This window comes from Bacillus sp. F2HM, from assembly GCF_019266135.1.
In the GTDB taxonomy this organism is placed as follows: domain Bacteria; phylum Bacillota; class Bacilli; order Bacillales; family Bacillaceae; genus Bacillus; species Bacillus safensis.
The window spans coordinates 183,763-206,253 of record NZ_LRMO01000001.1 but is presented as its reverse complement, the minus strand read 5'-3'; the positions used below and the strand labels follow the sequence as shown (position 1 = coordinate 206,253).

The window sequence follows — 22,491 nt, the reverse complement described above, 5'->3', positions numbered from 1 at the left end:
AGTATTCAATACGTTGAAAACAATTCCTTTACTAAATTGGTCTTATTTTACATAGTTATAAAGAACTATTTTGTTTATAAAGTCGCACTTATTCACAAATATCTGTTGATAACTCGATTATTAAGATACATATATGGAAAATAAAAAATTTACATACACAAAATCTAGTAAGAGGGTGTTGATATGTGGATAAACCCTGTTGATAAGGTGTGCTTATCTTTGGGATAGCGTGTGCATAAAATTTTCAATGAAACATCCAGGAACATGATGATCTTCTGCACTTTTCAACAAAACTTCTGAAAACTAGTTTGTTTTTTCACCCAGATTGTGACAAACCTCTCTTTTTTCTCGGGATATGATAGGAGCAGTTGTTTTGCTAGAGCTGCTAGATTCTAAGAAAAGCGGAGGGATGTTCAGTGAAGAAATTAAAAAGCTGGTTGAGCGTATGGTTTGGTTTCATGATGAATGTGCTTGTGAACCCTGGTGTGATGATGAAGAATCAAGGGTTTCAGACGGCCGCGGCGGATGCCGGATTCTTTCAAGTAGTGAAAGAGAGAGAGCTGGAGAAGCTGGCAGAAGAACATAAGAAGAAACGCAGGGCAGAGAAGCGGTTTACTCAAAGTCTGATGATGCTTGAAGAGAAGACGATGCGAGAGGCGCGTGCTGGTCCGCTCTTACCTTTACAGAAAAAGTGAAACAGGGTAAAATCCCACATAAGAAATGTTATCTGCTGGGAGAGGATACCCCTTGAAGATATATAAAATATTGAATAACAACGCAGTGGTTGTGAAGGAGGGTGATCAGGAGAAAATTGTGATGGGACCCGGAATTGCTTTTCAGAAGGGGAAAAATGACGTCGTTCCTCTTCAAAAAATAGAGAAAATCTTTGTTGTGCGTGAAGAAAATGAGAAATTCAAACAAATTCTTGCCACATTGCCAGAAGCGCATATTGAGGTGGCAGAGCATATCATCAGTTATGCAGAGGGGAAACTCATGATGCCGCTCAGTGATCACATCCACATATCACTGACTGATCATTTGTCCTTCGCCATTGAACGCCTTCAAAAAGGCATTGTGCTATATAATAAATTGCTTGGTGAGATCAAAGTCTTATATAAGCAGGAATATGAGATTGGAAAGTATGCCATTCGTTATGTAAAGGAGCGGCTTGGGGTTGAACTGCCGGACGATGAGGCAGGATATGTGGCACTTCATATTCATACGGCCAAAATGAATACGGAGTCCATGAAAAAGACCGTGAAATATACAACGATGATTAAAGAAATGATCGAGCATATTGAAAGCTATTTTCAGCATTCAATTGATGAGGATAGTATTTCCTATCAGCGGCTTGTGACACATTTGAGGTATGCATTAGGCAGGTTGGAATCGAATGAGGCATTTCAAATCATGGACGAAGACATGCTGATTTTTATCCAAACAAAGTATGATACGGCGTACCGGTGTGCACTTGGACTGGCTGATTTGTTAAAAGATGAATATGGACTTCATCTCCCTGAATCGGAGATCGGCTACATCACGCTGCATGTCCAGCGTCTGCAGGAAGCCGAATTGGTTTAAAATGATCGTGCCTGCATGCAGGCTTTTTTTTATGCACACTACTCTTATTAGTGTATATGGGTCATTGGATTTGAAAAAAGAGGTTGACGCATGTCACAGTCTTATACTATGATGAAAGCGTAATCAAAATTTGATACTGCGGGATTGTGACTGTCAGGCAGGCAAGACCTAAAATTTGCGTAACGAGGGGACGTGTATGTCCTTTACTCGTTGGTGAATTTTAGGTCTTTTTTGCTTTAAAAAAGGAGGAAACTTCATGGATTATCAAAATACAGCCAAAGAATTAACAAAACTGTTAGGCGGCAAAGAAAATGTCATCAGTGCTACGCATTGTGCAACAAGACTCAGATTGGTGGTGAAAAATGAGGATTTGATTGACAAAGAGGCCATTGAAGAACTTGAAGGTGTAAAAGGGGCTTTCTCAAGTTCAGGACAATTTCAAGTCATTTTTGGAACGGGATCTGTCAACAAAGTATATGAACCATTTGCTCGTGAGACTGGTCTTGAGACTGGCGACGAGAAACAAAAGCCTGTCAGCCATGATGAAGCAGTGAAACAAAAAATGAATCCACTTGCGCGTTTTGCAAAGACGTTATCGAATATTTTTGTACCGATCATTCCAGCAATTGTGGCAAGCGGTTTGTTAATGGGTCTCTTAGGTATGATGAAAGCCTTCAAATGGGCTGATCCAAGCTCTGCGATCTTCCAAATGCTTGATATGTTCTCAAGTGCAGCCTTTATCATTTTGCCGATTTTAATTGGGGTCAGTGCAGCGAAAGAGTTTGGCGGAAATCCGTATTTAGGGGCTGTCATTGGGGGAATTATGATTCACCCGAATCTGCTTAATCCGTGGGGATTGACGGAAGCAAAACCTGAATATATGCATTTATTCAATGTTGATATTGCTCTTCTTGGTTACCAAGGGACGGTTATTCCAGTGTTATTGACCGTATATATCATGTGCCTTGTTGAGAAAAATTTAAGAAAAGTGGTTCCAAACAGTATTGATTTACTTGTGACCCCATTTGTGACCGTGATTGTCACTGGATTTGTGACATTTATTGCAGTTGGACCGCTTGGAAGAATGCTTGGTACAGGAATTTCGAATGCACTGACATTTATTTATGACCATGCAGGGTTCTTAGCAGGACTCATTTTCGGCGGTGCTTACTCTTTAATTGTGCTCACAGGGGTTCACCATAGCTTCCATGCGATTGAGGCAGGATTGCTGAATGATATTGGGCGTAACTATTTGCTGCCGATCTGGGCAATGTCCAATGTCGCCCAAGGAGGGGCAGGATTGGCTGTCTTTTTCTTAGCCAAGCGTGCAAAAACAAAAGAAATTGCCCTTCCTGCCGCCTTCTCTGCTTTTTTAGGAATTACTGAGCCTGTTATATTCGGTGTAAACCTTCGCTATCGTCAACCATTTATTGCGGCGATGATTGGAGGAGCATTGGGCGGGGCATTTGTAGTTTTCACGAAGGTAGCAGCCAATGCCTATGGTTTAACAGGCATACCGATGATTGCGATTGCAGCACCATTCGGTGTTCAGAATGTGGTCAATTATGTGATTGGTATGTTAATCGCTGTTGCTGTTTCATTTATTCTCACTATCATTTTTAAAATAAAAGAAGTCGAAAAATAATCAAGGAGTGGTCACAGTCATGACAACAACTGACGCAGCACTTCGTCAAAAGATAGCAGACCGTATTCGAAACTATGAGCATTTGGTCAAAAAGGATGTGTACCGGCAGCATTTTCATTTGATGCCGCCAGTCGGTCTTTTAAATGATCCGAATGGGCTGATTCAGTGGAAAGGAATTTACCACGTCTTCTATCAGTGGCAGCCATTCAAAACGGGGCATGGTGCAAAATTCTGGGGGCATTACACATCGACAGATCTAGTCAATTGGCAGCACGAAGAAGCCGCTCTTGCCCCAAGTGATTGGTTTGATCAAAACGGCTGTTATTCTGGCAGTGCATTTATAGACGATGGGCGGATGTATGTGATGTACACTGGAAACGTTCGGGATGAACAAGGGAACCGTGAGACGTATCAATGTTTAGCTGTTTCGGAAGATGGTATTCACTTTGAGAAAAAAGGTGTCGTGGCAACGCTGCCGGAAGGATTCACTGCCCATTTTCGAGATCCGAAGGTATGGAAGCGAAATGGCCAGTGGTACATGGTCCTTGGTGCACAAAGCTTAGATCTGAAAGGACACCTTGTCTTATTTACCTCTGATACGTTAGATAATTGGACGTTTCAAGGCACGATTGCAGGCAACGGAAAGAATGGTTTAGACAAATTCGGCTATATGTGGGAATGTCCAGATCTGTTTGAATTAGACGGCCGGGATGTATTGATTGTGTCACCGCAAGGACTAGAGCCGGATGGCTTAAAATATCACAACACACATCAATCAGGCTATTTTGTTGGCACATTGGATGATCACTCCTATCAATATACACACGGAGCGTTTGAGGAACTGGACCGCGGTTTTGACTTTTATGCGCAGCAAACCTTTCTAGACGAAACAGGCAGACGACTTTTAATCGGGTGGATGGGGGTGCCTGATCAAGGAGAAGAGCATCATCCGACCATTTCTTATCAATGGATACACTGTCTCACCATCCCGAGAGAGCTCCGTTTAGATGAGGACGGACAACTGATTCAAAAACCAGTAAGTGAACTTCAATCCATGCGGACCAATGAACAAGAGCATGTTTTTCATATTAAACGTTCTGTTCATTCCATCCCTGTAGAGGATATTACGAGCGCAGAGGTATTCATTGATCAAATTGACACACAAAAAGGGTTTGAATGCTGTATCCGTGCAGCTGCACGCATCATCTATGATAAAGAGGAAGGGAAGCTGACATTAGAGCGGGATCGATTTGAAGATCGATCAAAGGAAGTTCGTGAAACAGTCATAGAGGAATTACACGACCTTCATATCTTTATCGACTCATCGTCAATTGAGATTTTTGTAAACGGAGGCCGAGAAGTTTTTACTGCACGTTACTTTCCTTCCCCGGGAAATAAATCGATCTCCATCAGTGGCAGAAATGAAACAAAGCTGAAACTGAAGACATGGCATTTACAAAGAGAAGCAGATCAATGATCTGCTTTTTCTAGTGAGATCAGCCTGTATCTTAAAGCCTATAACGTGTATATACAAGGTTGGCCTAAAGCGGTTTGATGACGTTTTACATATATGATAACAGGTGGAATTATGGTATCATTTTAAAATATATACAGCTGAGGCTGACGTTTATCCAAATGCGGTAGGACAAAAAAAGGGGTTGTTTACTTGAATTCAAAACAGCAGCCGACGACTAGAAAACGCTTGGAGACAATGGCAGATCATGTTGAAGATAAACGTGAAGAATATAAAGAATTGCTCATTCAAGTTCAATCTATTCTCGGTGAACCTTCTTTAGAGCAGGAAGAAGTGAAAGAGAAGCTGTCAAATACGTATAAACAAATGAAAGAATATGCTTTATTTGTTGAATCCATTGAAGCCTTTATTCGAAAAATGGCGAAAGAGTCCGATCAGCAAAAATAAGCATTCATGTTTGGATAAAAGAGTGTACTCGGAAGAGGGTACGCTTTTTTAATTCAATAAGATTATTCAGAAATTTAAATGAAAGCGTTGACATTTATATTGTCATGATCAATAATAAATAAAAAATTCATCTGAGCATGTACAGGAGGAACGATATGAACCATACAACCAAGAAATGCCTGATCACCTTTATGATTGTCCTATTTTCTATGAGTTTTCTTTTTCCTTCCGTTTCTTCTGCCCGAACTCAACACACGTCATTTTTTGCACCTACTGCCTCTGTACCATCTGGTGAATATTATCGCTCACAAGAGGTGGTTCTCCATTCTCCGGTGCCAAAAGCTTCTCTTTATTACACAACAGATGGCAGCCAGCCGACAACTCAAAGTCAGCGATATAAAAAGCCTATTCATATTGATGCCAATACGACTTTAAAAGTAAGCGCTTACAAAAATAGGCATCGACTTGCTACGTCTACGTACAATTATCGTTTTGTCACACGAGAGGATATCGCATCATCCTTTTTATCTTTTGAATATCAAGGAATGCCTTATAGGTTGTACATTCCGAAAAATCATAAGAGGGGTAAAGCCTATCCTCTCGTCCTATTCTTACATGGAGGCGGGGAGAGGGGAACAGACAATCAAAAGCAGTTACTTGCGAATGATGGTGCAGTTTTATGGGCTTCTCCTGAAGTCCAAAAGAAACATCCTTCGTACGTACTAGCACCTCAGGCGCGAAATGCTGTCGATGGAGGCTTTGCTTTAACAAGAAATTTGCAAAATGAAATTGATCTGACGAACGTGTTTCAATTTTCACCAGATTTACACAAAGCTTATGATGTCCTTCAGCATGTGTTAACTTCTTATCAGATTGATCAGAAAAGGATTTATGCGACGGGTTTATCACAAGGTGGATTTGGCACGTACCAGTTGAACATCACATATCCTCGTTTGTTTGCAGCAATGATTCCTATTGCGGGGGGTGCAGATCCAAGCAAGGCAGGAATTTTAGCACACAAGCCAATATGGGCATTTCATGCAGAAGATGATTCCATTATCCCTATCAGCTATGCGAGAAATACAATTCAAGCTATTCAAAAAGCTGGCGGCCAGCCGCTTTATACGGAGTATGCAAGTAAGTATGGATATGACCATGCATCATGGACGCCTGCTTATGAGACACCAGGCTTAACAGATTGGCTGTTTGCACAGAGACGAAGCTTTCGATAAACAAAAACCGATTCACCTCCTAACAAGGCGAATCGGTTTTTTCTGTTTTATTTGTCAAAACGATGAGCAGAATGCTTTGTTGGTCCAATGTATTCGTTTAGCTGGAAAGAGCCTTTAATGGCAGCCGTGATGAATTCTTTTGCTGCATAAATGGCTTCTTTCACGTCTGATCCATTCGCTAGTTCAGCTGTGACTGCTGCTGAGAATGTGCAGCCTGCACCGTGTGTGTATTCTGTGTCGATTTTATCTGTTTCAAGGCGTTCGAAGGTTTGTCCATCATAAAGTAAATCGATGGCTTTGTCTTCGCTGAGCTTACCGCCTCCAGTGATAACCACATACTTTGCACCAAGTTCGTGAATGCGTTTTGCTGCTTCTTCCATTTGTTCGATCGTTTTGATCTCGCCGATTCCGCTTAATTGACCTGCTTCGAAAAGATTAGGTGTGATAACGGTTGCCAGTGGCGTGAGCTTTTCGCGCAATGCTTCCGCGTGCTCTGGGTAAAGGACTTCGTTCGCACCCTTACAAACCATGACAGGATCAATGACGACATTTTTTAGGTCATATGTTTTGATGGTGTCAGCTGCAAGCTCGATCACGTCGACGGTAGGAAGCATACCCGTTTTTAGTGCATCTACACCAATGCCTTCTACAATGGTAGAGAGCTGCGCGCGAATTGTCGCCGTATCAATTGGAAACACCTGATGATCCCAATGATGATGTGGGTCCATTGCAACGACAACGGTTAAAGCTGTCATCCCGTAGACGTTTTTTTCTTGAAACGTTTTTAAATCTGCTTGGATACCTGCACCGCCGCTTGAATCCGAACCTGCGATGGTGAGTGCTTTATTCATAGACATAGTTGCTGAACCTCCAATGTGATGTGTAACAGTTATTGTTCTATCCCTTATTATAATCAGCTTTTCCGTTTATCACAATGAAACGGCATAAAAAAGCGTTCCTCTCTTCGGAACGCCTCTCTTTCTTACCTTTTACAAATCACCAATTTCCCTTTTTTCAGCTCGTCTAAAAGGGTTAAGGCTAACTCTTGATCGGCCCCAGTTGACATCATTTTGGCCATCAGTTCATCATCCCGGGTGCGAATGACATTGGCGACTTGATCCAAAATCCCTTGATCGACCGCTGTCATGCTTTTGGCGTCTGTATGCTCTGTTACGGTATCAGAGCGTTCTGGGTCGTAGGCAAAAACAAAAACAGCGTCCTTTGATGATCCCGATGAATGAATGTGGTCAATGGTCTGTTTTGCTTCTTTACTATTCTCCACCTTGATATATTCCATCATCATCACTCCTTTTCATCAAAAATTCCCATTTTCCCATCAAATCAAACCGCCTTTTATATCATGAGAAGAAAGTCAATTTATGTTTTAATGGAAAAAGACGAATCTATTAAAGGAGTAAGCTGCATATGAAGATTTCCTTATTAATTGTGACACATAACCGGCTCAGCGCACTGTGTGAGCTGCTTGAATCCATTACAAGACAAACCGTACAGCCTTTTGAAATTGTTGTCGTCAATGATGCAGGAGAGCGAGTCGACATCATTCAGGAACTTTACCCTGAGCTTCCGATCCGCTTGATTCATTTAGATGAGAATGTCCAGCATGTAAATGCCAGAAATGTGGGGGTGCGGGAGCTGACAGGCGACGTCATCATGCTGAGTGACGACGATGATTACTTCACATCTTGTCATATCGAACGCATGAGTAAGGCGCTGGAAGATGCCGATTTTGTCTTTTCTGATGCAGAAATTGTATCATTTGAAGAAAAAGGTGCGACCCGTTTTCCGCTGTCGAGACGTTTGTTTGCTTATACAGCAGATATTGAGGATATGCGTGTCTTTTCTACATATGTTCCTTCGGGCAGTATGTACAAACGCTGTATACACGATGAGATAGGCTATTTTGATCCAGCGATGCATCATTATTGGGACTGGGACTTCTTTTTACGTGTATCACAGCATGCCCGAGTCAAACGGGTGCCAGCTGCGAGCGTGATCTATGCGTTTTTTGACGGCGGTGGAAATCAGTCTAGTGATCTTGGTGAAACAAGGAAAAACTACTTAGATGATTTAAGTGAAAAGCATGAACTGGGCGATCTGCCGACAGCGAACTTTGCTATATTATTAGAAGAACCAGCGATGAAAAAAAGAGAATCAGAGAGTGAGATTGTGTGGGATGGAAAACCGATGATCTCCAGACTAGCGCAGCAAGTAGAAGGAGGAAAACCGCAATGAAGCCATTTTTAAATGATAGCTGGTGGGCTGTGATGAAAAGTGAATTTGAACAGCCGTATTATCAGGAATTACGTGAATGGATGAAGGAAGAATATCGCACGCAGACCGTTTTTCCAAAACCAGATGACGTGTATCGTGCTCTTCATTTGACGTCATATGAAAAGGTCAAAGTGGTGATTTTAGGACAAGACCCTTATCATGGCCCAGGGCAGGCACATGGATTAAGCTTTTCTGTTCAGCCGGGCGTCAAGCATCCGCCATCTTTGAGAAATATTTTTCAGGAGCTAAAGGATGATCTTGGCTGTCCTGTTCCAAACCACGGCTCACTTGTCAGCTGGGCAGAGCAGGGTGTGCTGCTTTTAAACACTGTGCTGACTGTGAGAAAGGGCGAGGCGAATTCTCATAAAGGCAAGGGATGGGAACGTGTGACAGACCGCGTGATTGATGTGCTAAATCAGCGTGAACAGCCCGTCGTTTTTGTGTTATGGGGAAGACATGCTCAAAACAAGAAAGAACGCATTGATCAAAACAAGCATTTCATCATTGAGTCACCTCATCCAAGTCCTTTTTCTGCAAGAAACGGCTTTTTTGGCAGCCGGCCGTTTTCAAAGGTAAACGCGTATTTAAAGCAAATGGGGATTGAAGAAATCAATTGGTGTATCAAGGATATTGAATGAAAATAGGACGAGGGGAGAGACCCTTCGTCCTGTTTATTTTAAAAATTTACGAACCAAGTCGAGTCCGTTTTTCGCATTTGGATAACGGAAGGAAAAATCGAAGCGATTGGTTTGACGCAGGACGCTTTTTTCATGCGTAAAAGTAAAGAAGCTGTCCTTCCCGTGATATCGCCCCATGCCGCTTTCGCCGACGCCTCCGAATGGCAGGTAAGGGGTAGCGACATGCATAAGCGTGTCATTGATACATCCTCCGCCAAATGAGAGGTTGTCTAGAATATAGTTTTCTGTTTCTTTATTTGTTGTAAATAAGTAAAGCGCAAGCGGCTTTGGCCTTGCTTTGATCATTTGAACTGCCTCATGCAGAGAATCAAAGGTCATGACAGGCAGAATTGGTCCGAAAATTTCCTCCTGCATGACGGGATCTTCCCATGTGATGTGGTCTAAAATGGTCGGAGCGATTTTGAGCTCCTGTTCATTGCGCTGTCCACCTGTGACGATCGTTCCATTTGAGAGAAATTGTGTGAGCCTGTCAAAGTGGCGCTGACTAACATTTTTTCCAAAGTGCGGATGCGTTTCGGGATGTTCACCATAAAAGTCACGGATACAGGCCGTTATTTCTCGCAAAAGTTCCTCTTTGATGGATTCATGAACGAGCAAATAGTCTGGTGCAATGCAGGTTTGCCCTGCATTGGTGAATTTTCCAAAGGTGATCCGCTTCGCTGCTAACTTGATGTCGGCATCAGGCATGACGATGCTGGGACTTTTTCCTCCAAGCTCAAGTGTGACAGGGGTCAAATGCTTTGCGGCGGCTTCCATGACGACTTTGCCAACTGCCACACTTCCAGTAAAGAAGATATAATCAAAGGGCAGTTTCAGCAGCTCTGTACTGACATCGACACCGCCCTCTACGACAGCCGCATGGTCTTCTTGAAATACATGTTTGATGATTGTGCTGATCACTTGTGAGACTGCCGGCGTCAGCTCAGACGGCTTTAAAATCACGGCATTTCCCGCAGAAATCGCACCGACTAATGGAGAAAGGGCCAATTGGAAAGGATAGTTCCAAGGAGCAATGATGAGCACACTTCCATAAGGTTCCTTGATGATCATGCTTTTTGATCCGATATGAGTCAGCGGTGTTTTCACGCGAGTTGGCTTCGCCCATTTGTGAAGGTGCTTGATGGTATGATTGATTTCTTCATACACCATCCCGATCTCTGTTGTATAGGCTTCCTGTTCGGATTTATGTAAATCATGGGCTAAGGCCTGTAAAATATCCTTTTCATGCTGTTTGATTGCTGCTTTTAAGTCTTGAAGAATGCGGATGCGTTCTTGAACCGCCGGCTTCTGAAAGACTTTTTGTTTCTGAAATAGAGCAGTGAGCTTGTCCATTATTCAATCCTTTCATAGACGATGTTGTTTCTTTTATTATGTGTGAATGAAGATGACGGGTCAAATAAGAGAGTCGTGAGCGCACTGCATTGAAAAAATGAACCCATTTGGTTTGTTCATTTGGTAAAATAATGTTGAAAAGAGATTTTTTTAGATTGGAGGGTCTACCCTTGAATATTCATATATCAAGCCTGCTTCAAAAAATGGAGGAAGCGGTTCAAAAAGCAAAACAAAGTGGAAATGATGAAGAGGTGAAACGTCAAGTGGCGGTCATTTCTTCACTATGTGATGTCATTCTCGACGCACCATCACAGGTGCAAATGCCGCAGTCGCCGGTCATTTCACCACCTTCATCGATACATACACCATCAGCACCATCTGTGTCTGCAGATCAAGCCATGCTGGAGAAACTCATGGGCACAAGTGGCGCGAAGAAATTTCAGCAAAATGATGAGGGGCAAAAAGAGAAGGACGGGAACGGCGACTCTATTTTTGATTTTTAATGGTCTTGTCACGACAAAGGGAAGGTGATCGGTTTGAAACTATTTTTAGGCGCCATTCAGTGGATGGCATTTTTTATCGCAGCTTCTATTGCCGTACCAATTGCGATTGCACAAGCATTTGAATTGAATCAAGTGCAATCGGCGGAGCTGATTCAAAGTACTTTCTTTTCACTTGGTCTTGTGGCAATGGTGCAGTGTTTATGCGGCCATATGCTGCCGATTAATGAAAGTCCAGCAGGGCTTTGGTGGGGTGTGTATACCCTTTATGCCGGCATGACAGGTACAATCTTTGCGACGTATCCTGAAACCCTGCAAGCATTACAAGGGGCTTTAATTTTTAGTGCTGTTTTCTTTTTTATATTTAGTTTATTTAAAATCATCAATTGGCTCGCGTCTTTATTTACGCCAGTCGTCACAGGCATTTACCTGCTGCTGCTTGTTGTGCAGCTAAGTCAGCCAATCATGAAAGGGCTGATGGGCATCGGCTATCGGGGAAATCAGGTGGACGGGCTTGTCTTTTGCTTATCGATCTTGATTATTATCCTCACTTTCATGATCAGCCGCTCAAAATGGCATTACTTGAGGCAGTTTTCTGTGTTATTCGCACTTGCAGGCGGATGGCTGTTATTCGCTCTACTCGGATTGGCGAAGCCAGTTCGAATTCCAGAACAAATCATCGAGTTTCCGAAGCTGTTTCCATTCGGTATGCCGGTCTTTGACAGCGGATTGCTTGTCACGTCCTTTTTTATAACGATTTTACTCATTGTGAACATGCTGGCAAGTATTCGAATTGTGGAAAGCTCAGTGAAGGCATTTGGTGAACTGCGTGAGCGGAAAAGAGCACGTCCTGCCGGTTTTGTCGCAGCATTTGGTCATTTACTAAGCGGGCTGATCGGTGCGATTGCGCCTGTACCTATTTCCGGGGCAGCAGGATTTATCCAGACAACCAAAATTCCTTCGAGAAAGCCTTTTTTCATAGGAAGTCTGCTTGTTGTTCTCATTAGTTTGTTTCCGCTGCTCATGAGCTTTTTCTCTGCATTGCCATCACCTGTGGGGCTTGCTGTAAACTTTGTGGTCTTCTCTTCTATGATTGGGATTGCGATGTCGGAGTTTGATCAGTATGAGAAAGAAGAAATTCCGCGGATTCGCTTTGTTCTTGGTATTGCTGTTTTAGCAGGCGTAGGGGCGATGTTTGTGCCTCAGGAGGCCTTGAAAGGCATGCATCCTGTGCTCATTTCATTATTAAGCAACGGTCTTGTTCTAGGCACACTCATTGCGATTGTGGTTGACCAAGTCTTGTTACGAAAGAAAAAGAAATCCGACAATCTCGTGTCAACGTAAAGGGAAAGTTGAATGTCGCCCTTCACCCGCGCTATGATAAATATAATTGACGAGATAAGGAGAATGACGAATGAAACTATTTTTCATTTTAGGCGCCATTAACGCCATGCTTGCTGTTGGACTTGGAGCCTTCGGTGCGCACGGTCTAGAAGGGAAAATCCCTGAAAAATATATAGAAATATGGAATAAAGGTGTTCAATATCAGATGTTCCATGCCATTGGCTTATTTGTTGTCGCTTTTCTTGCAGATAAGCTGTCAGGTGTCTCCTTGGTTCCTGCCGCTGGCTGGGTGATGCTTGCAGGCATCCTTTTCTTCTCAGGAAGCCTTTATGTGCTGGCATTGACGCAGGTGAAGATTCTAGGTGCCATTACCCCTATTGGCGGAGTAGCATTTATCGCCTCTTGGATCATGCTTGTCATTGCAGCAGCAAAAAATTTATAAGCCAAAAAACCGATGCTCTCATAGGGGCATCGGTTTTTTTTAACTCCAGTAAGGGGTATAGTTGGGCGGTGCTTGATAATATGGGACGTAGTGAGATGGAGGGACAGGGTGCGTTTGAGACTCTTCCTCCCGGTGGCAAAATGGTCCGATAAACACACTTGGTTTCACAGGCTTTATCGCCTGCTTCCACTGTGTTTCGTTCATGCAATAAGTATGGGCCATGATGTGAGAAGGGGTGAGGGTGAGAAGGTCTGAGCCTAGGATCACTTCAGGTGTAGATGCGTTAAAAATGGCTAACAAATGAGTTCTGTCTTGGAGAGCGACTTCATAGTGCCACCAGCCTTGAGGCACGTTTGCCACCTGTCCAGGTGTGATGGTGTAGGTGTGCAGTTTTTTTGTAAATGGATTCAGCATCGATACGGCAGCAGAACCGGCTATACAATAAACAAGCTCTGCCGCATTTTGATGATAATGAGGCTCTACAACTTTGCTTTTACTCAAATATATATCCAGCAGGGACACTTGATCCAACGAGTTTAATTGTTTTTTTCCTAACACATTAATCAGGTTATGCTGATCGAATTTCACAAGGGGGCTTTGATTCAAATCGTATGAAAATTTGACATTTGGTGATGTATAATCCAGCTCAACAGTCATTGATGTCACCTCTAGGCTTTTGATAAAAACTACTAGGCATCTTATGAGCAGCGCCCTAGAGGTGTGACAAAAACCTAGACAAAAGAAAAAAGCAAGGGCACCTGAGCCTTGCTTTTGCCATGCTTGACGTTATCTCGGAGAATACGTAGACATCGAGTATGGATAGTCATATTGAATTTCCCCATCAAACGTAATGTAATCAAGATAGATCGTTAATAGTAAGTATCGTGTTCCTGTCTTATTATCACTAATGATAATGTGGTCACGTCCTGCAGCTTCAATGACGCCTCTAAAAATCTTCGAATTCCATTCCTTGCTCGCCTCAAATGTCATATAAATCGTGGCTACCTTGCCGCGGTTCAATCGTAAAATATTTTCAATATAGGACTGCTCAATAGGCAGCTGCCCGGTGACATTCTGCTGATAAACCGGTCCAGAAGGAATTTGATAGGGCTGACCGCCGCCCTGCGTTCCTTGGCCTCCTTGTGAAGTGCCGGTAGACGGCATTGGTGAAAACCCCTGCTGCATTTGACCCTGCGTTTGGGGAGGGACTGAATAACCCATCTGCTGCGCAGGATACGGATTTGCTCCATATTGTTGCTGGCGGAAATCTTGACCTTCGAAACCCGAACCTTGCCCAAATTGATTTTTCAATTTCATAACGTTCCTCCTCTTTCCTCATGGTGTTCTAAACAGAAGGCGCTAAAGCACCTGTTGTTTCCATAGCATTCTTTCTCTCTTTCACACTATGAGACAGGAGGGGAGAATATGTACATTAAACGAAAAAAAGGAACTGCTATGCAATTCCTCAGCGTGTAGACAAACCCTCGCATTCTATCGGTACTCGTCCTTTTTACATGATCCAGTTTACAGCGTGCTGAATATCAAATAAAAGTGTCATGATGAGAAAAAACGCGGCGGGCGGTGTGATCACAATGATGAAGGCTTGCCATAATCTGAGCTTCATCACAGCGACAATGCCTAAAACAGCCATTCCAAATATCCACGTCTTTGCATATACATCCGTAAGAGTTAAAAGATCGAGATAATACCATACTTCATAATGCTGATCTAAATATGGTGAGACTTTAACAAACGTATACGGACCGAGCATCCCAACTGTGAAAATCCAAGTAAGTGAAAATAAAGCAGAAGGGAAAAAGACCGTCAGTGTGCAGGCCTTGAGTATATCTCGATACGCCGTTTGACAGCCGAAAAAGAGACGCCCTAACCATTTGATCAGGAGGACACCGAAAAATAGAATAATATTGCCTGCCAAAATACCATATCCCGCTCCTTGTAACAGAATAAAAGGGAATGGAATATGATTGCCCATATACTCGCTAAAATACCCTTCGTAGATCCAGCCCGTACCGGCGATACTTGCAAGGAGCATCATCAGCCAAATGGGAATATTGGAATGTTGATATGAGCGAATAATCGTTTTTGTCGCGACGAAAATTTTAAAAAATCGAAAAAATCCTTTTAATTCCTCTTCTTGGGAGTGATCATTCTTCATAGCTTCCAATGTTCTTTACTCCTTTAATACACACAAATGATTACTTATATTACCAAAAAGTTCGCATTTTTCAAAGATAGATCAATAAAAAAATACAATTTTATAAAAAATAGGTCACTCTACAGTCTCTTTAAGAGGAGACACATATGATAAACATAGTTTGAAAGAGACCGAGGTGAAAACTTTGACAAAAGTAACTGTCATTATGACGAGCTACAACAAGGCGGCTTACGTCGGCAGATCGATTGAAGCGGTCCTGCAGCAGACGCTGTCAGACTTTGAACTTTTTATCATGGATGATGGATCAAACGAAAAAACCCTTGCTGCGATTGAACCGTTTCGCAAAGATCCCCGCGTTCATTTTATCCAAAGCGGTGTCAAAACGCTGGAAGAGAGAACAGCGAAAACTCGCTACGCCGTGCTGATTAATCAAGCATTAGAACTGGCAAAAGGGGAGTATATTTCCTATGCCACAGATGACAATGTCTACGCCCCGGACCGTTTAGAGAAGCTCACTCATTATCTAGATACCCATCCAGGTAAAGATATTGTCTATTCTAGTTCTAAAGTGATCTATTTAAATAGCAAAAAAGAGCCAGTGAAGGAAACGATTCGGCCGGCGCAAACAGTGCAATGGAATGCCCCCTGCGCCATAGATCATTGCTCGGTCGTGCATCGTACATCCATTTTATCAAAAATTCATGAGGAATTTGGGTCTTACTGGGACGAGAGTCCGCATTTTTATCGAATAGGGGATGCCCGTTTCTTTTTCCGGTTAAATCATTTTTATCCGTTCTATCCGTTTGATGAAATATTAGATACAAATTACATCACAGAAAAGTCGATTCATTATCAGCTGGCAGAAGAAGAGAAAAGTTCCTTTATTCAAGCACTTCCCGAGCAGTCCACCTGCTGGGAGCTTCGCAGTATATTAAAACAAAGACATGGGAGGTGACCTGAAGTGTCGCACTATATTCATCATTATTGGCAGGTGTACTTTGAGTATGTGAATCTGATGAAGGATTTGTCCTACAAGCAAATTCCTCTTGGGTTGATCAGTAATTTTTATCAATATATCAGTCCTGAAGTGAGGGAGCGCATGGAAGATGAAGCATTCGGTCAAGAACTGACAACCGCTTGTCCATTACCGCAAGAGATTCAGCCATTTTTTGATCAGCATAAGCAGCAGATCAAGCGTATCGCTTATCGTCCGGCGAATGGAAAGGTATTGCTTCACTTTGAACACCTGCGTTTTACGGAACAAAATTACACGCGGTTCCATCCAAACCAAACGGTGGTGCTCGCTCGCTGGAAGAAGGCGGATTATTACGGATTACCCGTGATCAGTAAGCCGGAATTAGCCGGAGAGGTTAATAAAGAAGCCCACGCTGAATATATTGAAAAAGCAAATGCTCTCCTTAAACCTTACGCTCACCACCCTGTCTTTGGCAATGTCTTTTTTAGAGAAAAACTGCGGAAGGACATTGTGCAATTTATTGATGTCATTGACCAGATAGAAATGCTATTTCAAATGCAGCCGATTGCAGCTGTCATTGTTGGAACGACGGAGGATGTCTACAGCCGCGTACTCGCTTTGCAAACAGTGAAACGCCAGCTTACGAGTATCTGTCTTCAGCACGGCGCGCTTATGGGAGACGAAGCCTTTTTACCAATTTTTACGACTTGCCATGGGGTGTTTGGAAAATATGAAAAGGACTGGTATGTAGATAAAGGCTGTCAGCCGGAACAGGTGGAAATCACAGGTCATCCGAGGTTTGATTTGGTGAAGGAGCGAACGCCGCTTCAAAAGGATCTCATTTTTCGTAAATTGAACTTCAGTCCGGCTAAAAAGACCGTGCTTGTGGCAACGCAGCCGTTTTCTGAAGCCTTTTATGGCGATGTTCTTAAAACGATCGCCAAACGGAAAGACATTCAGCTGATCATGAAGCCGCATCCTTGGGAAATTGCTCGAAATCGATTAAATGACTATGTGTCTATTGAACGAGCGGGAAATCATGTGAAATTGATTAAAAAAGAAATTGACCTGTATGATCTGCTGCCATATGTGGATATCGTGATTACGCTCACATCAACAGTTGGTCTTGAAGCGATGCTTTTTGAAAAGAGTGTGCTGATCGGGAAAATGACAGAAGGCAGAAGATACCCATATTACGAGTCGCTTGGCAGCTATCATATGGAAAACCCTGTTGAACTAGCTGAGAAAGCCATTCGTATTTTGTCGGATGAACAAGAGATGAAACTGGCAAAGCAGCAAGGAGCTCAGTTCATTAAACAACATTATCCGCATGCGCGATCTATCGATGTTCTGCTTTCTCTGCTTAAAACAAAAACTGGTGTGGATTTTCAGAGATGAAGATAGGGGTGTGCAAGCGATATGGGAAAAAAGAGAGCACAATTTCTTCCTTATGCTCTGCCTTTCATTGAGCAGGAGGAAATTGATGAAGTCATTGGAACATTAAAGTCCGGCTGGCTGTCAACTGGACCAAAAGTAAGACAGTTTGAAGAAGAATTTCAGCAGCTGACTGGTGCAAAACATGCGATCGCTGTCAATTCATGTACGGCTGCTTTATTTTTAGCGTTAAAGGCAAGAGGGATTGGGACTGGGGATGAGGTGATTACAACCCCTCTGACATTCTGCGCAACAGCCAATACGATTATCCATACGGGGGCAGCGCCTGTATTTGTCGATATTGATCCAGCGACACTCAACCTGGATGCAGAGAAAATAGAAGCGGCCATTACACCACATACAAAAGCGATTGTTCCTGTTCACTTTGCTGGTCAATCGTGCGATATGGACCGAATTTTAGCGATTGCCAAAAAGTATGATCTATTTGTACTTGAAGATGCTGCCCACGCTCTTTACGCAACGTACCACGGTCAGCCCGTTGGATCCATTGGTGATGCGACCGCTTTTAGCTTTTATGCAACGAAAAACCTAGCGACTGGTGAAGGCGGCATGCTGACAACAAATGATGATGCGCTTGCTGCTCGGATTAGAAGACTAGCGCTCCATGGGATGAGCAAGGGAGCGTGGAATCGTTATGGAGAAAAAGGAACGTGGTATTACGAGGTCGAGGAACCAGGCTATAAAATGAACATGTTTGACGTGCAGGCATCGTTAGGGCTTGTTCAGCTAAGCCGTCTGGATGACATGCAGGCACGGAGAGAACAGATTGCAAAAGCATACAATCAGGCTTTTCAAAAAGAAGCGGGTCTGATTCTGCCGCCTGTGCATCAAGAAGGAAGACATGCATGGCATTTGTATGTACTGCAAGTGAACCCAAAAGAAGCATTCATCACGCGGGATGAACTGATTGATCAGCTGCAAAAGGAATATAAAATCGGCACGAGTGTTCACTTTATCCCTGTTCACTTGCATCCATACTATCAACAAACGTATCACTATTCACCCGAGGATTTCCCTGAGTCACTCACATACTACAAGCAGACGCTCTCACTGCCGCTCTATCCGAGTATGACAGATGAAGATGTGCAGGATGTTATCACAGCGGTGTTGTCTATTTTAAAAGAACGGAGGGCATCATCATGAAGGTCGTTCATGCTGTAGATGATCAGGTGCTCGCTGCTTGGCTGGAGAAATATGGTCAACAAGCGGAACAAATGAACGGCTTCAAGCAATTTGCTCTTGTTAATGGCGCCCAGCTCAAAGCAGTCCTGTTATATGAATGGTCAAAATGGGAAAGCGGCATTTTTGATCAGCATATTTTTCATGTGAAGTTTGTGGAAGCGGAGTCAGCGTCTGCTTTTCAAGAATTGATGGAGCGTTTCATCAATTGGATGAGAACAGAAAAATGCGATTTTTTCTTTTTACGTCTTGAAGCGTCTGACCTTGTAAAAAACCGCATCGTCCAAAGGCTGTCACATGTGTACTATGTGGGCGGTCTCACTCGTCTTGAGGCGCCGCCTGTTCAAATGGAGCTTCCATCAACAGGTGATGATGTGGTTATTAGTCTGCCGGATGAAAAGGATTACGATGAGGCGGTGTCACTTGCTCATCAGGCGTTTGTGAAAAGCCGGTACGCACTTGATCCTTTTTTAGATCAGAATGTCGTCCAGCATTTCTTTCAGGAATGGATGAGAAACAATTTACTCGGACGTGCAGATATCAATCTCGCAGCAAAGGTGAACGATGAAGTCATTGGTTTGATTCAAGGGGTAACAAAGGGCGATGAACTAGTGCTTGATTTATTGTCCATTAGACCGGATGCACAAGGAAAAGGGATCGGAAAAAAGCTCGTGATGGCGATAATAAAAGCCTCTTATGAGAGAGGGCATCGGTTTATGTCTGCCGGAACTCAGATGCATAACACAACCGCGATTCAGCTGTACGAAAAGCTAGGTTTTAGAACAAAAAATGCCTTCTTGTATTACCATGTGTGGCCGAAAAAAGGAGAGAGGTAAGATGGCGCATTTCTATATCGGAGATCGCAAAGTAGGGGATGGTGCGCCTGTCTTTATCATTGCAGAGGCAGGCATTAACCATGATGGAAAGCTGGATCAGGCGCTTGCTTTAATTGATGTGGCAAAGGAAGCAGGTGCCGATGCGGTGAAGTTTCAAATGTTTCAAGCTGATCGGATGTATCAAAAGGAACCGGGTTTGTACGAAACAGCCAAGGGGGAAGAGGTGTCTATTTTTTCTTTAGTGGAACAAATGGAGCTGCCGCCAGAATGGCTCCCGGTGTTATTGTCACGTTGCGCGGAAAAAGGGCTGATATTTTTAAGCACAGTATGTGACGAAGAATCTGCGGATCTATTGAATCAAACCGATCCGCCGGCTTTCAAACTGGCATCCTATGAAATCAATCATTTGCCTCTTATGCGTCACACGGCATCTTTTCAAAAGCCCATCATATTCTCAACTGCCGGGGCAACCATTTCGGATGTCCATGAAGCATACGAGGCGATTACAAGCGAGCAAAATCAGCAGGTCGCTATCATGCATTGCGTAGCAAAGTATCCAGCACCTAGAGCTTACACGAATCTGCGCGTGCTTCAAACCTTAGCTGCGGCATTTCCCGAGGCAGTCATTGGCTTTTCTGATCATAGTGAGCATCCAACTGAAGCGCCTGTAGCTGCTGTGAAGCTTGGGGCAGCAATCATTGAAAAGCATTTTACAGTCGATAAAACGTTACCTGGGGCTGATCATTCCTTTGCGCTTGATCCTGATGAATTGAAGGAAATGGTTCAGCATATTCGAGCGGCAGAAAAGCAGTGGAATTTAAAAGAAGCTGACATTCATTCAGTGCCAGAAGAGCTCCTTGGCAGTTCTTATAAAACGACAACAGCCATTGAAGGCAAGATTCGTGAATTTGCGTATCGAGGCATTTTTACGACAAAAGGCATTGCGAAGGGCGAGACATTGACCGCAGAAAATCTAGCCGTGTTACGTCCAGGACAAAAAAGCCAAGGTCTGCATCCAAGGTATATGGCGGTTTTACTTGGCGCAAAGGCTGTCAGAGATATCCCAGCCCATACAGGAGTTACATGGAAAGATGTACTCATGCAGGAGACGTCAAATGATCAATGATGTGCTCTTTATCATACAGGCGAGAATGGGCTCAACAAGGCTGCCAAAAAAGGTGATGAAACCGATCGGCGGTATGGCGCTGATCGACCTGATTGTTGAACGGGTAAAGCAATCAGCTCATTACAATCACAAAACGCAGAACCTCATGATCGCCACAACAGTTGAGGCAGAAGATGATCTGCTGGCTCATTATTGTTTATCAAAGGGCTATAAAGTATTTCGTGGCAGTGAGAAGGATGTACTGCAGCGATTTGCGCAGATTGTCCGTCATTTTGAACCGCAAACCATTGTGCGTTTAACGGGAGATAACCCATTTATAGATCCAGTCCTTTTGTCGAAAATGCTTGAAAAACATAGGCAAGCGAAGGCTGATTACACGTATACGGCTGGGACGCCACTCGGTATTTCCGGGGAAATGATCGACGCACAGATTTTAAGTGAAATCGACAATTTTCCCCTTACGCAGCCAGAGCGTGAGCATGTCACGCTCTATATCAGAAAGCATCCTGAGCAATTTCACCTGCAATTATTCACACCGCCCAAAGAACTTGCATATCCTGCTTATCGATTCACGATTGATACAGAAGAAGATTATGTGTTTGCGACCCGTTTACTAGAGAAAGCTGGCGGCTCCATTGCTGTGCCTACGGCTGAGCTCATCACCATTTGCGAACAAGATCCTGATATTGTTCGGCTGAATCAATTTGTGAAACAGAAGGATGCTGAATGAACAAGAAAATCATGATTGTTGTGTATGGTGGTTTTTTAAGAGGGATGGGTCATGTCGTCAGAATGAAACGGCTGGCAAATCAACTGCTTCAAGAAGGAAACGACATATCTTTCTATACAAATGAACAGATCTGTGTAGAAATGCTCTCAGGTCCAGATTGGCACGTTCATTTGGTGCAGGAGTCGAAGGCATTCCTTCAGATGGAGCAGGATATAAAAGAGCTGAATCCAGATCTTCTGCTGATTGATGTACTTGATTGTGACCTCCAATTTCTTCAATTAGTCAAAGCATCCTCCAGCTCTGCCAGACTGGTCTTATTTGAAGAAAAAAGAGCAGAAGCCTGTCAGCTTGCCGATGCTGTCGTGAACGGCATTTATGGCGGTCTGGACGAAAAGCACATGCAAGTAGATGGGACAGAATATTTTTATGGAACACCTTATTTATTGTTAGATCAAGAGATAAGCCGATTAAAAGACACATATGAGGTTCGAAAAGAATGCAAAAAGGTGGTCATCAGCCTTGGGGGCAGTGACCCGCGCGGATTGTTATCAAAGGCTGTATCAGCACTCCTCGAAGCGGACCACTTACACATCTTAGCGGTTACAGGAAAAGCCTCCCGCATTGAGGAACAAATAGAGGCTGAGCATATTCAATTCATTCGTCATACAGATCAATTACCTGCGCGTCTCTCGGAAGCTGATCTGGCCATAGTGGCTGGCGGGATGACATTATACGAGGCAGTTTGTATCGGAGTGCCCAGTATTGTCCTTTCACAAGTCGACCATCAAGCAGTGACAGCCGCTCGTTTTGCACAAAAGGGAGCGTGCCACCATCTTGGATTAGGTGAACTTGTGGATGAAAAAGATATACGATGTGCTGTGGAAAGACTGTCCAGCAGCTACTTTCTCCGCAGGAGCATCCATCTCAATGGACGGACACTCATTGATGGAAAAGGAACTGAACGAGTGAAAAACATTCTTATACACCTCATGAATCATCACCAAAAAGACTATAAGGATGTGTAGA

The 22,491-nt window shown here is 43.4% G+C and carries 24 protein-coding genes; 18 read left to right on the top strand and 6 right to left on the bottom strand.

Annotated elements, in window-relative coordinates:
* Positions 1 to 416 precede the first annotated feature (416 nt).
* The 6 genes from AWT60_RS01040 to AWT60_RS01015 all read left to right on the top strand — a co-directional run bounded on the left by AWT60_RS01040 (position 417) and on the right by AWT60_RS01015 (position 6,379).
* A complete protein-coding gene (locus AWT60_RS01040) occupies positions 417 to 695 on the top strand; it encodes a hypothetical protein (RefSeq protein WP_034621898.1) in 279 nt (92 codons plus the stop codon).
* A gap of 52 nt (positions 696 to 747) precedes the next feature.
* The gene (locus tag AWT60_RS01035; protein ID WP_024423828.1) at positions 748 to 1,581 is read left to right on the top strand and encodes a PRD domain-containing protein; all 834 of its coding nucleotides are present in this window, start codon (positions 748 to 750) and stop codon (positions 1,579 to 1,581) included.
* 256 nt (positions 1,582 to 1,837) lie between these two features.
* Positions 1,838 to 3,226, top strand: a complete 1,389-nt coding sequence (locus AWT60_RS01030) for a sucrose-specific PTS transporter subunit IIBC (RefSeq protein ID WP_218676755.1) — start codon at positions 1,838 to 1,840, stop codon at positions 3,224 to 3,226.
* Between the two features lie 19 nt (positions 3,227 to 3,245).
* Complete coding sequence (locus AWT60_RS01025; protein ID WP_218676754.1) at positions 3,246 to 4,703, top strand: sucrose-6-phosphate hydrolase; 1,458 nt, start codon at positions 3,246 to 3,248, stop codon at positions 4,701 to 4,703.
* Between the two features lie 189 nt (positions 4,704 to 4,892).
* Positions 4,893 to 5,147: a hypothetical protein gene (locus tag AWT60_RS01020; protein WP_218676753.1), complete on the top strand. Its 255-nt coding sequence runs from the start codon at positions 4,893 to 4,895 to the stop codon at positions 5,145 to 5,147.
* 155 nt (positions 5,148 to 5,302) lie between these two features.
* A complete protein-coding gene (locus AWT60_RS01015) occupies positions 5,303 to 6,379 on the top strand; it encodes a chitobiase/beta-hexosaminidase C-terminal domain-containing protein (protein ID WP_218676752.1) in 1,077 nt (358 codons plus the stop codon).
* A 47-nt stretch (positions 6,380 to 6,426) separates the two neighbouring features.
* Here the strand turns inward: AWT60_RS01015 and AWT60_RS01010 are convergent, their stop codons facing one another.
* Positions 6,427 to 7,236 (bottom strand): bifunctional hydroxymethylpyrimidine kinase/phosphomethylpyrimidine kinase, encoded by an 810-nt coding sequence (locus tag AWT60_RS01010; RefSeq protein WP_041108286.1) that lies wholly within the window; start codon positions 7,234 to 7,236, stop codon positions 6,427 to 6,429.
* A 125-nt stretch (positions 7,237 to 7,361) separates the two neighbouring features.
* Entirely contained in the window at positions 7,362 to 7,676 is a 315-nt protein-coding gene (locus tag AWT60_RS01005; RefSeq protein ID WP_087976015.1) for a YflT domain-containing protein, read from the bottom strand.
* A gap of 128 nt (positions 7,677 to 7,804) precedes the next feature.
* Between AWT60_RS01005 and AWT60_RS01000 the strand changes: the two genes are divergently transcribed.
* Together AWT60_RS01000 and AWT60_RS00995 are read left to right on the top strand one after the other, a co-directional pair.
* A complete protein-coding gene (locus AWT60_RS01000; RefSeq protein WP_075621533.1) occupies positions 7,805 to 8,632 on the top strand; it encodes a glycosyltransferase family 2 protein in 828 nt (275 codons plus the stop codon).
* Positions 8,629 to 9,309: a uracil-DNA glycosylase gene (locus tag AWT60_RS00995; protein WP_024426408.1), complete on the top strand. Its 681-nt coding sequence runs from the start codon at positions 8,629 to 8,631 to the stop codon at positions 9,307 to 9,309. The genes AWT60_RS01000 and AWT60_RS00995 overlap by 4 nt, the downstream gene beginning before the upstream one ends.
* A 33-nt stretch (positions 9,310 to 9,342) precedes the next feature.
* Here AWT60_RS00995 and AWT60_RS00990 read toward each other — a convergent pair whose 3' ends face one another.
* Positions 9,343 to 10,701: an aldehyde dehydrogenase gene (locus tag AWT60_RS00990; protein WP_218676751.1), complete on the bottom strand. Its 1,359-nt coding sequence runs from the start codon at positions 10,699 to 10,701 to the stop codon at positions 9,343 to 9,345.
* Positions 10,702 to 10,871: 170 nt separating this feature from the next.
* Here AWT60_RS00990 and AWT60_RS00985 point away from each other — a divergent pair, with 170 nt between their 5' ends.
* The 3 genes from AWT60_RS00985 (at position 10,872) to AWT60_RS00975 (ending at position 12,987) form a co-directional block, all read left to right on the top strand.
* Positions 10,872 to 11,204, top strand: a complete 333-nt coding sequence (locus tag AWT60_RS00985; protein WP_041108278.1) for a YwdI family protein — start codon at positions 10,872 to 10,874, stop codon at positions 11,202 to 11,204.
* 33 nt (positions 11,205 to 11,237) lie between these two features.
* Positions 11,238 to 12,545: a purine/pyrimidine permease gene (locus AWT60_RS00980; RefSeq protein ID WP_041108276.1), complete on the top strand. Its 1,308-nt coding sequence runs from the start codon at positions 11,238 to 11,240 to the stop codon at positions 12,543 to 12,545.
* A gap of 70 nt (positions 12,546 to 12,615) precedes the next feature.
* Complete coding sequence (locus AWT60_RS00975; RefSeq protein ID WP_025093833.1) at positions 12,616 to 12,987, top strand: DUF423 domain-containing protein; 372 nt, start codon at positions 12,616 to 12,618, stop codon at positions 12,985 to 12,987.
* Positions 12,988 to 13,026: 39 nt separating this feature from the next.
* Here AWT60_RS00975 and AWT60_RS00970 read toward each other — a convergent pair whose 3' ends face one another.
* From AWT60_RS00970 to AWT60_RS00960, 3 genes are all read right to left on the bottom strand, one after another.
* The gene (locus AWT60_RS00970; RefSeq protein ID WP_024423814.1) at positions 13,027 to 13,644 is read right to left on the bottom strand and encodes a cupin domain-containing protein; all 618 of its coding nucleotides are present in this window, start codon (positions 13,642 to 13,644) and stop codon (positions 13,027 to 13,029) included.
* A gap of 129 nt (positions 13,645 to 13,773) precedes the next feature.
* A complete protein-coding gene (gene gerQ, locus AWT60_RS00965) occupies positions 13,774 to 14,304 on the bottom strand; it encodes a spore coat protein GerQ (protein ID WP_024426405.1) in 531 nt (176 codons plus the stop codon).
* A 193-nt stretch (positions 14,305 to 14,497) separates the two neighbouring features.
* On the bottom strand, positions 14,498 to 15,163 hold the full coding sequence (locus AWT60_RS00960) for a YIP1 family protein (protein WP_249895867.1): 666 nt from the start codon (positions 15,161 to 15,163) through the stop codon (positions 14,498 to 14,500).
* A 184-nt stretch (positions 15,164 to 15,347) separates the two neighbouring features.
* Here AWT60_RS00960 and AWT60_RS00955 point away from each other — a divergent pair, with 184 nt between their 5' ends.
* From AWT60_RS00955 to AWT60_RS00925, 7 genes are read left to right on the top strand one after another with little or no spacing between them, the layout of a single operon-like run.
* A complete protein-coding gene (locus tag AWT60_RS00955) occupies positions 15,348 to 16,118 on the top strand; it encodes a glycosyltransferase family 2 protein (RefSeq protein WP_218676750.1) in 771 nt (256 codons plus the stop codon).
* 6 nt (positions 16,119 to 16,124) lie between these two features.
* On the top strand, positions 16,125 to 17,537 hold the full coding sequence (locus AWT60_RS00950; RefSeq protein WP_202738491.1) for a capsular polysaccharide export protein, LipB/KpsS family: 1,413 nt from the start codon (positions 16,125 to 16,127) through the stop codon (positions 17,535 to 17,537).
* Between the two features lie 21 nt (positions 17,538 to 17,558).
* Entirely contained in the window at positions 17,559 to 18,737 is a 1,179-nt protein-coding gene (locus tag AWT60_RS00945; RefSeq protein ID WP_218676749.1) for a DegT/DnrJ/EryC1/StrS family aminotransferase, read from the top strand.
* Positions 18,734 to 19,609, top strand: coding sequence for a GNAT family N-acetyltransferase (locus AWT60_RS00940; protein WP_218676748.1), 876 nt, complete (start codon positions 18,734 to 18,736; stop codon positions 19,607 to 19,609). The genes AWT60_RS00945 and AWT60_RS00940 overlap by 4 nt, the downstream gene beginning before the upstream one ends.
* 1 nt (position 19,610) lies before the next feature.
* Positions 19,611 to 20,735 carry an N-acetylneuraminate synthase family protein gene (locus tag AWT60_RS00935; RefSeq protein ID WP_218676747.1) on the top strand — a complete coding sequence of 375 codons (1,125 nt, stop codon included), beginning with the start codon at positions 19,611 to 19,613 and terminating at the stop codon, positions 20,733 to 20,735.
* Positions 20,725 to 21,465 carry a cytidylyltransferase domain-containing protein gene (locus tag AWT60_RS00930; RefSeq protein WP_218676746.1) on the top strand — a complete coding sequence of 247 codons (741 nt, stop codon included), beginning with the start codon at positions 20,725 to 20,727 and terminating at the stop codon, positions 21,463 to 21,465. The genes AWT60_RS00935 and AWT60_RS00930 overlap by 11 nt, the downstream gene beginning before the upstream one ends.
* The gene (locus AWT60_RS00925) at positions 21,462 to 22,490 is read left to right on the top strand and encodes a PseG/SpsG family protein (RefSeq protein WP_218676745.1); all 1,029 of its coding nucleotides are present in this window, start codon (positions 21,462 to 21,464) and stop codon (positions 22,488 to 22,490) included. The genes AWT60_RS00930 and AWT60_RS00925 overlap by 4 nt, the downstream gene beginning before the upstream one ends.
* The last annotated feature ends 1 nt before the right edge of the window (position 22,491 follow it).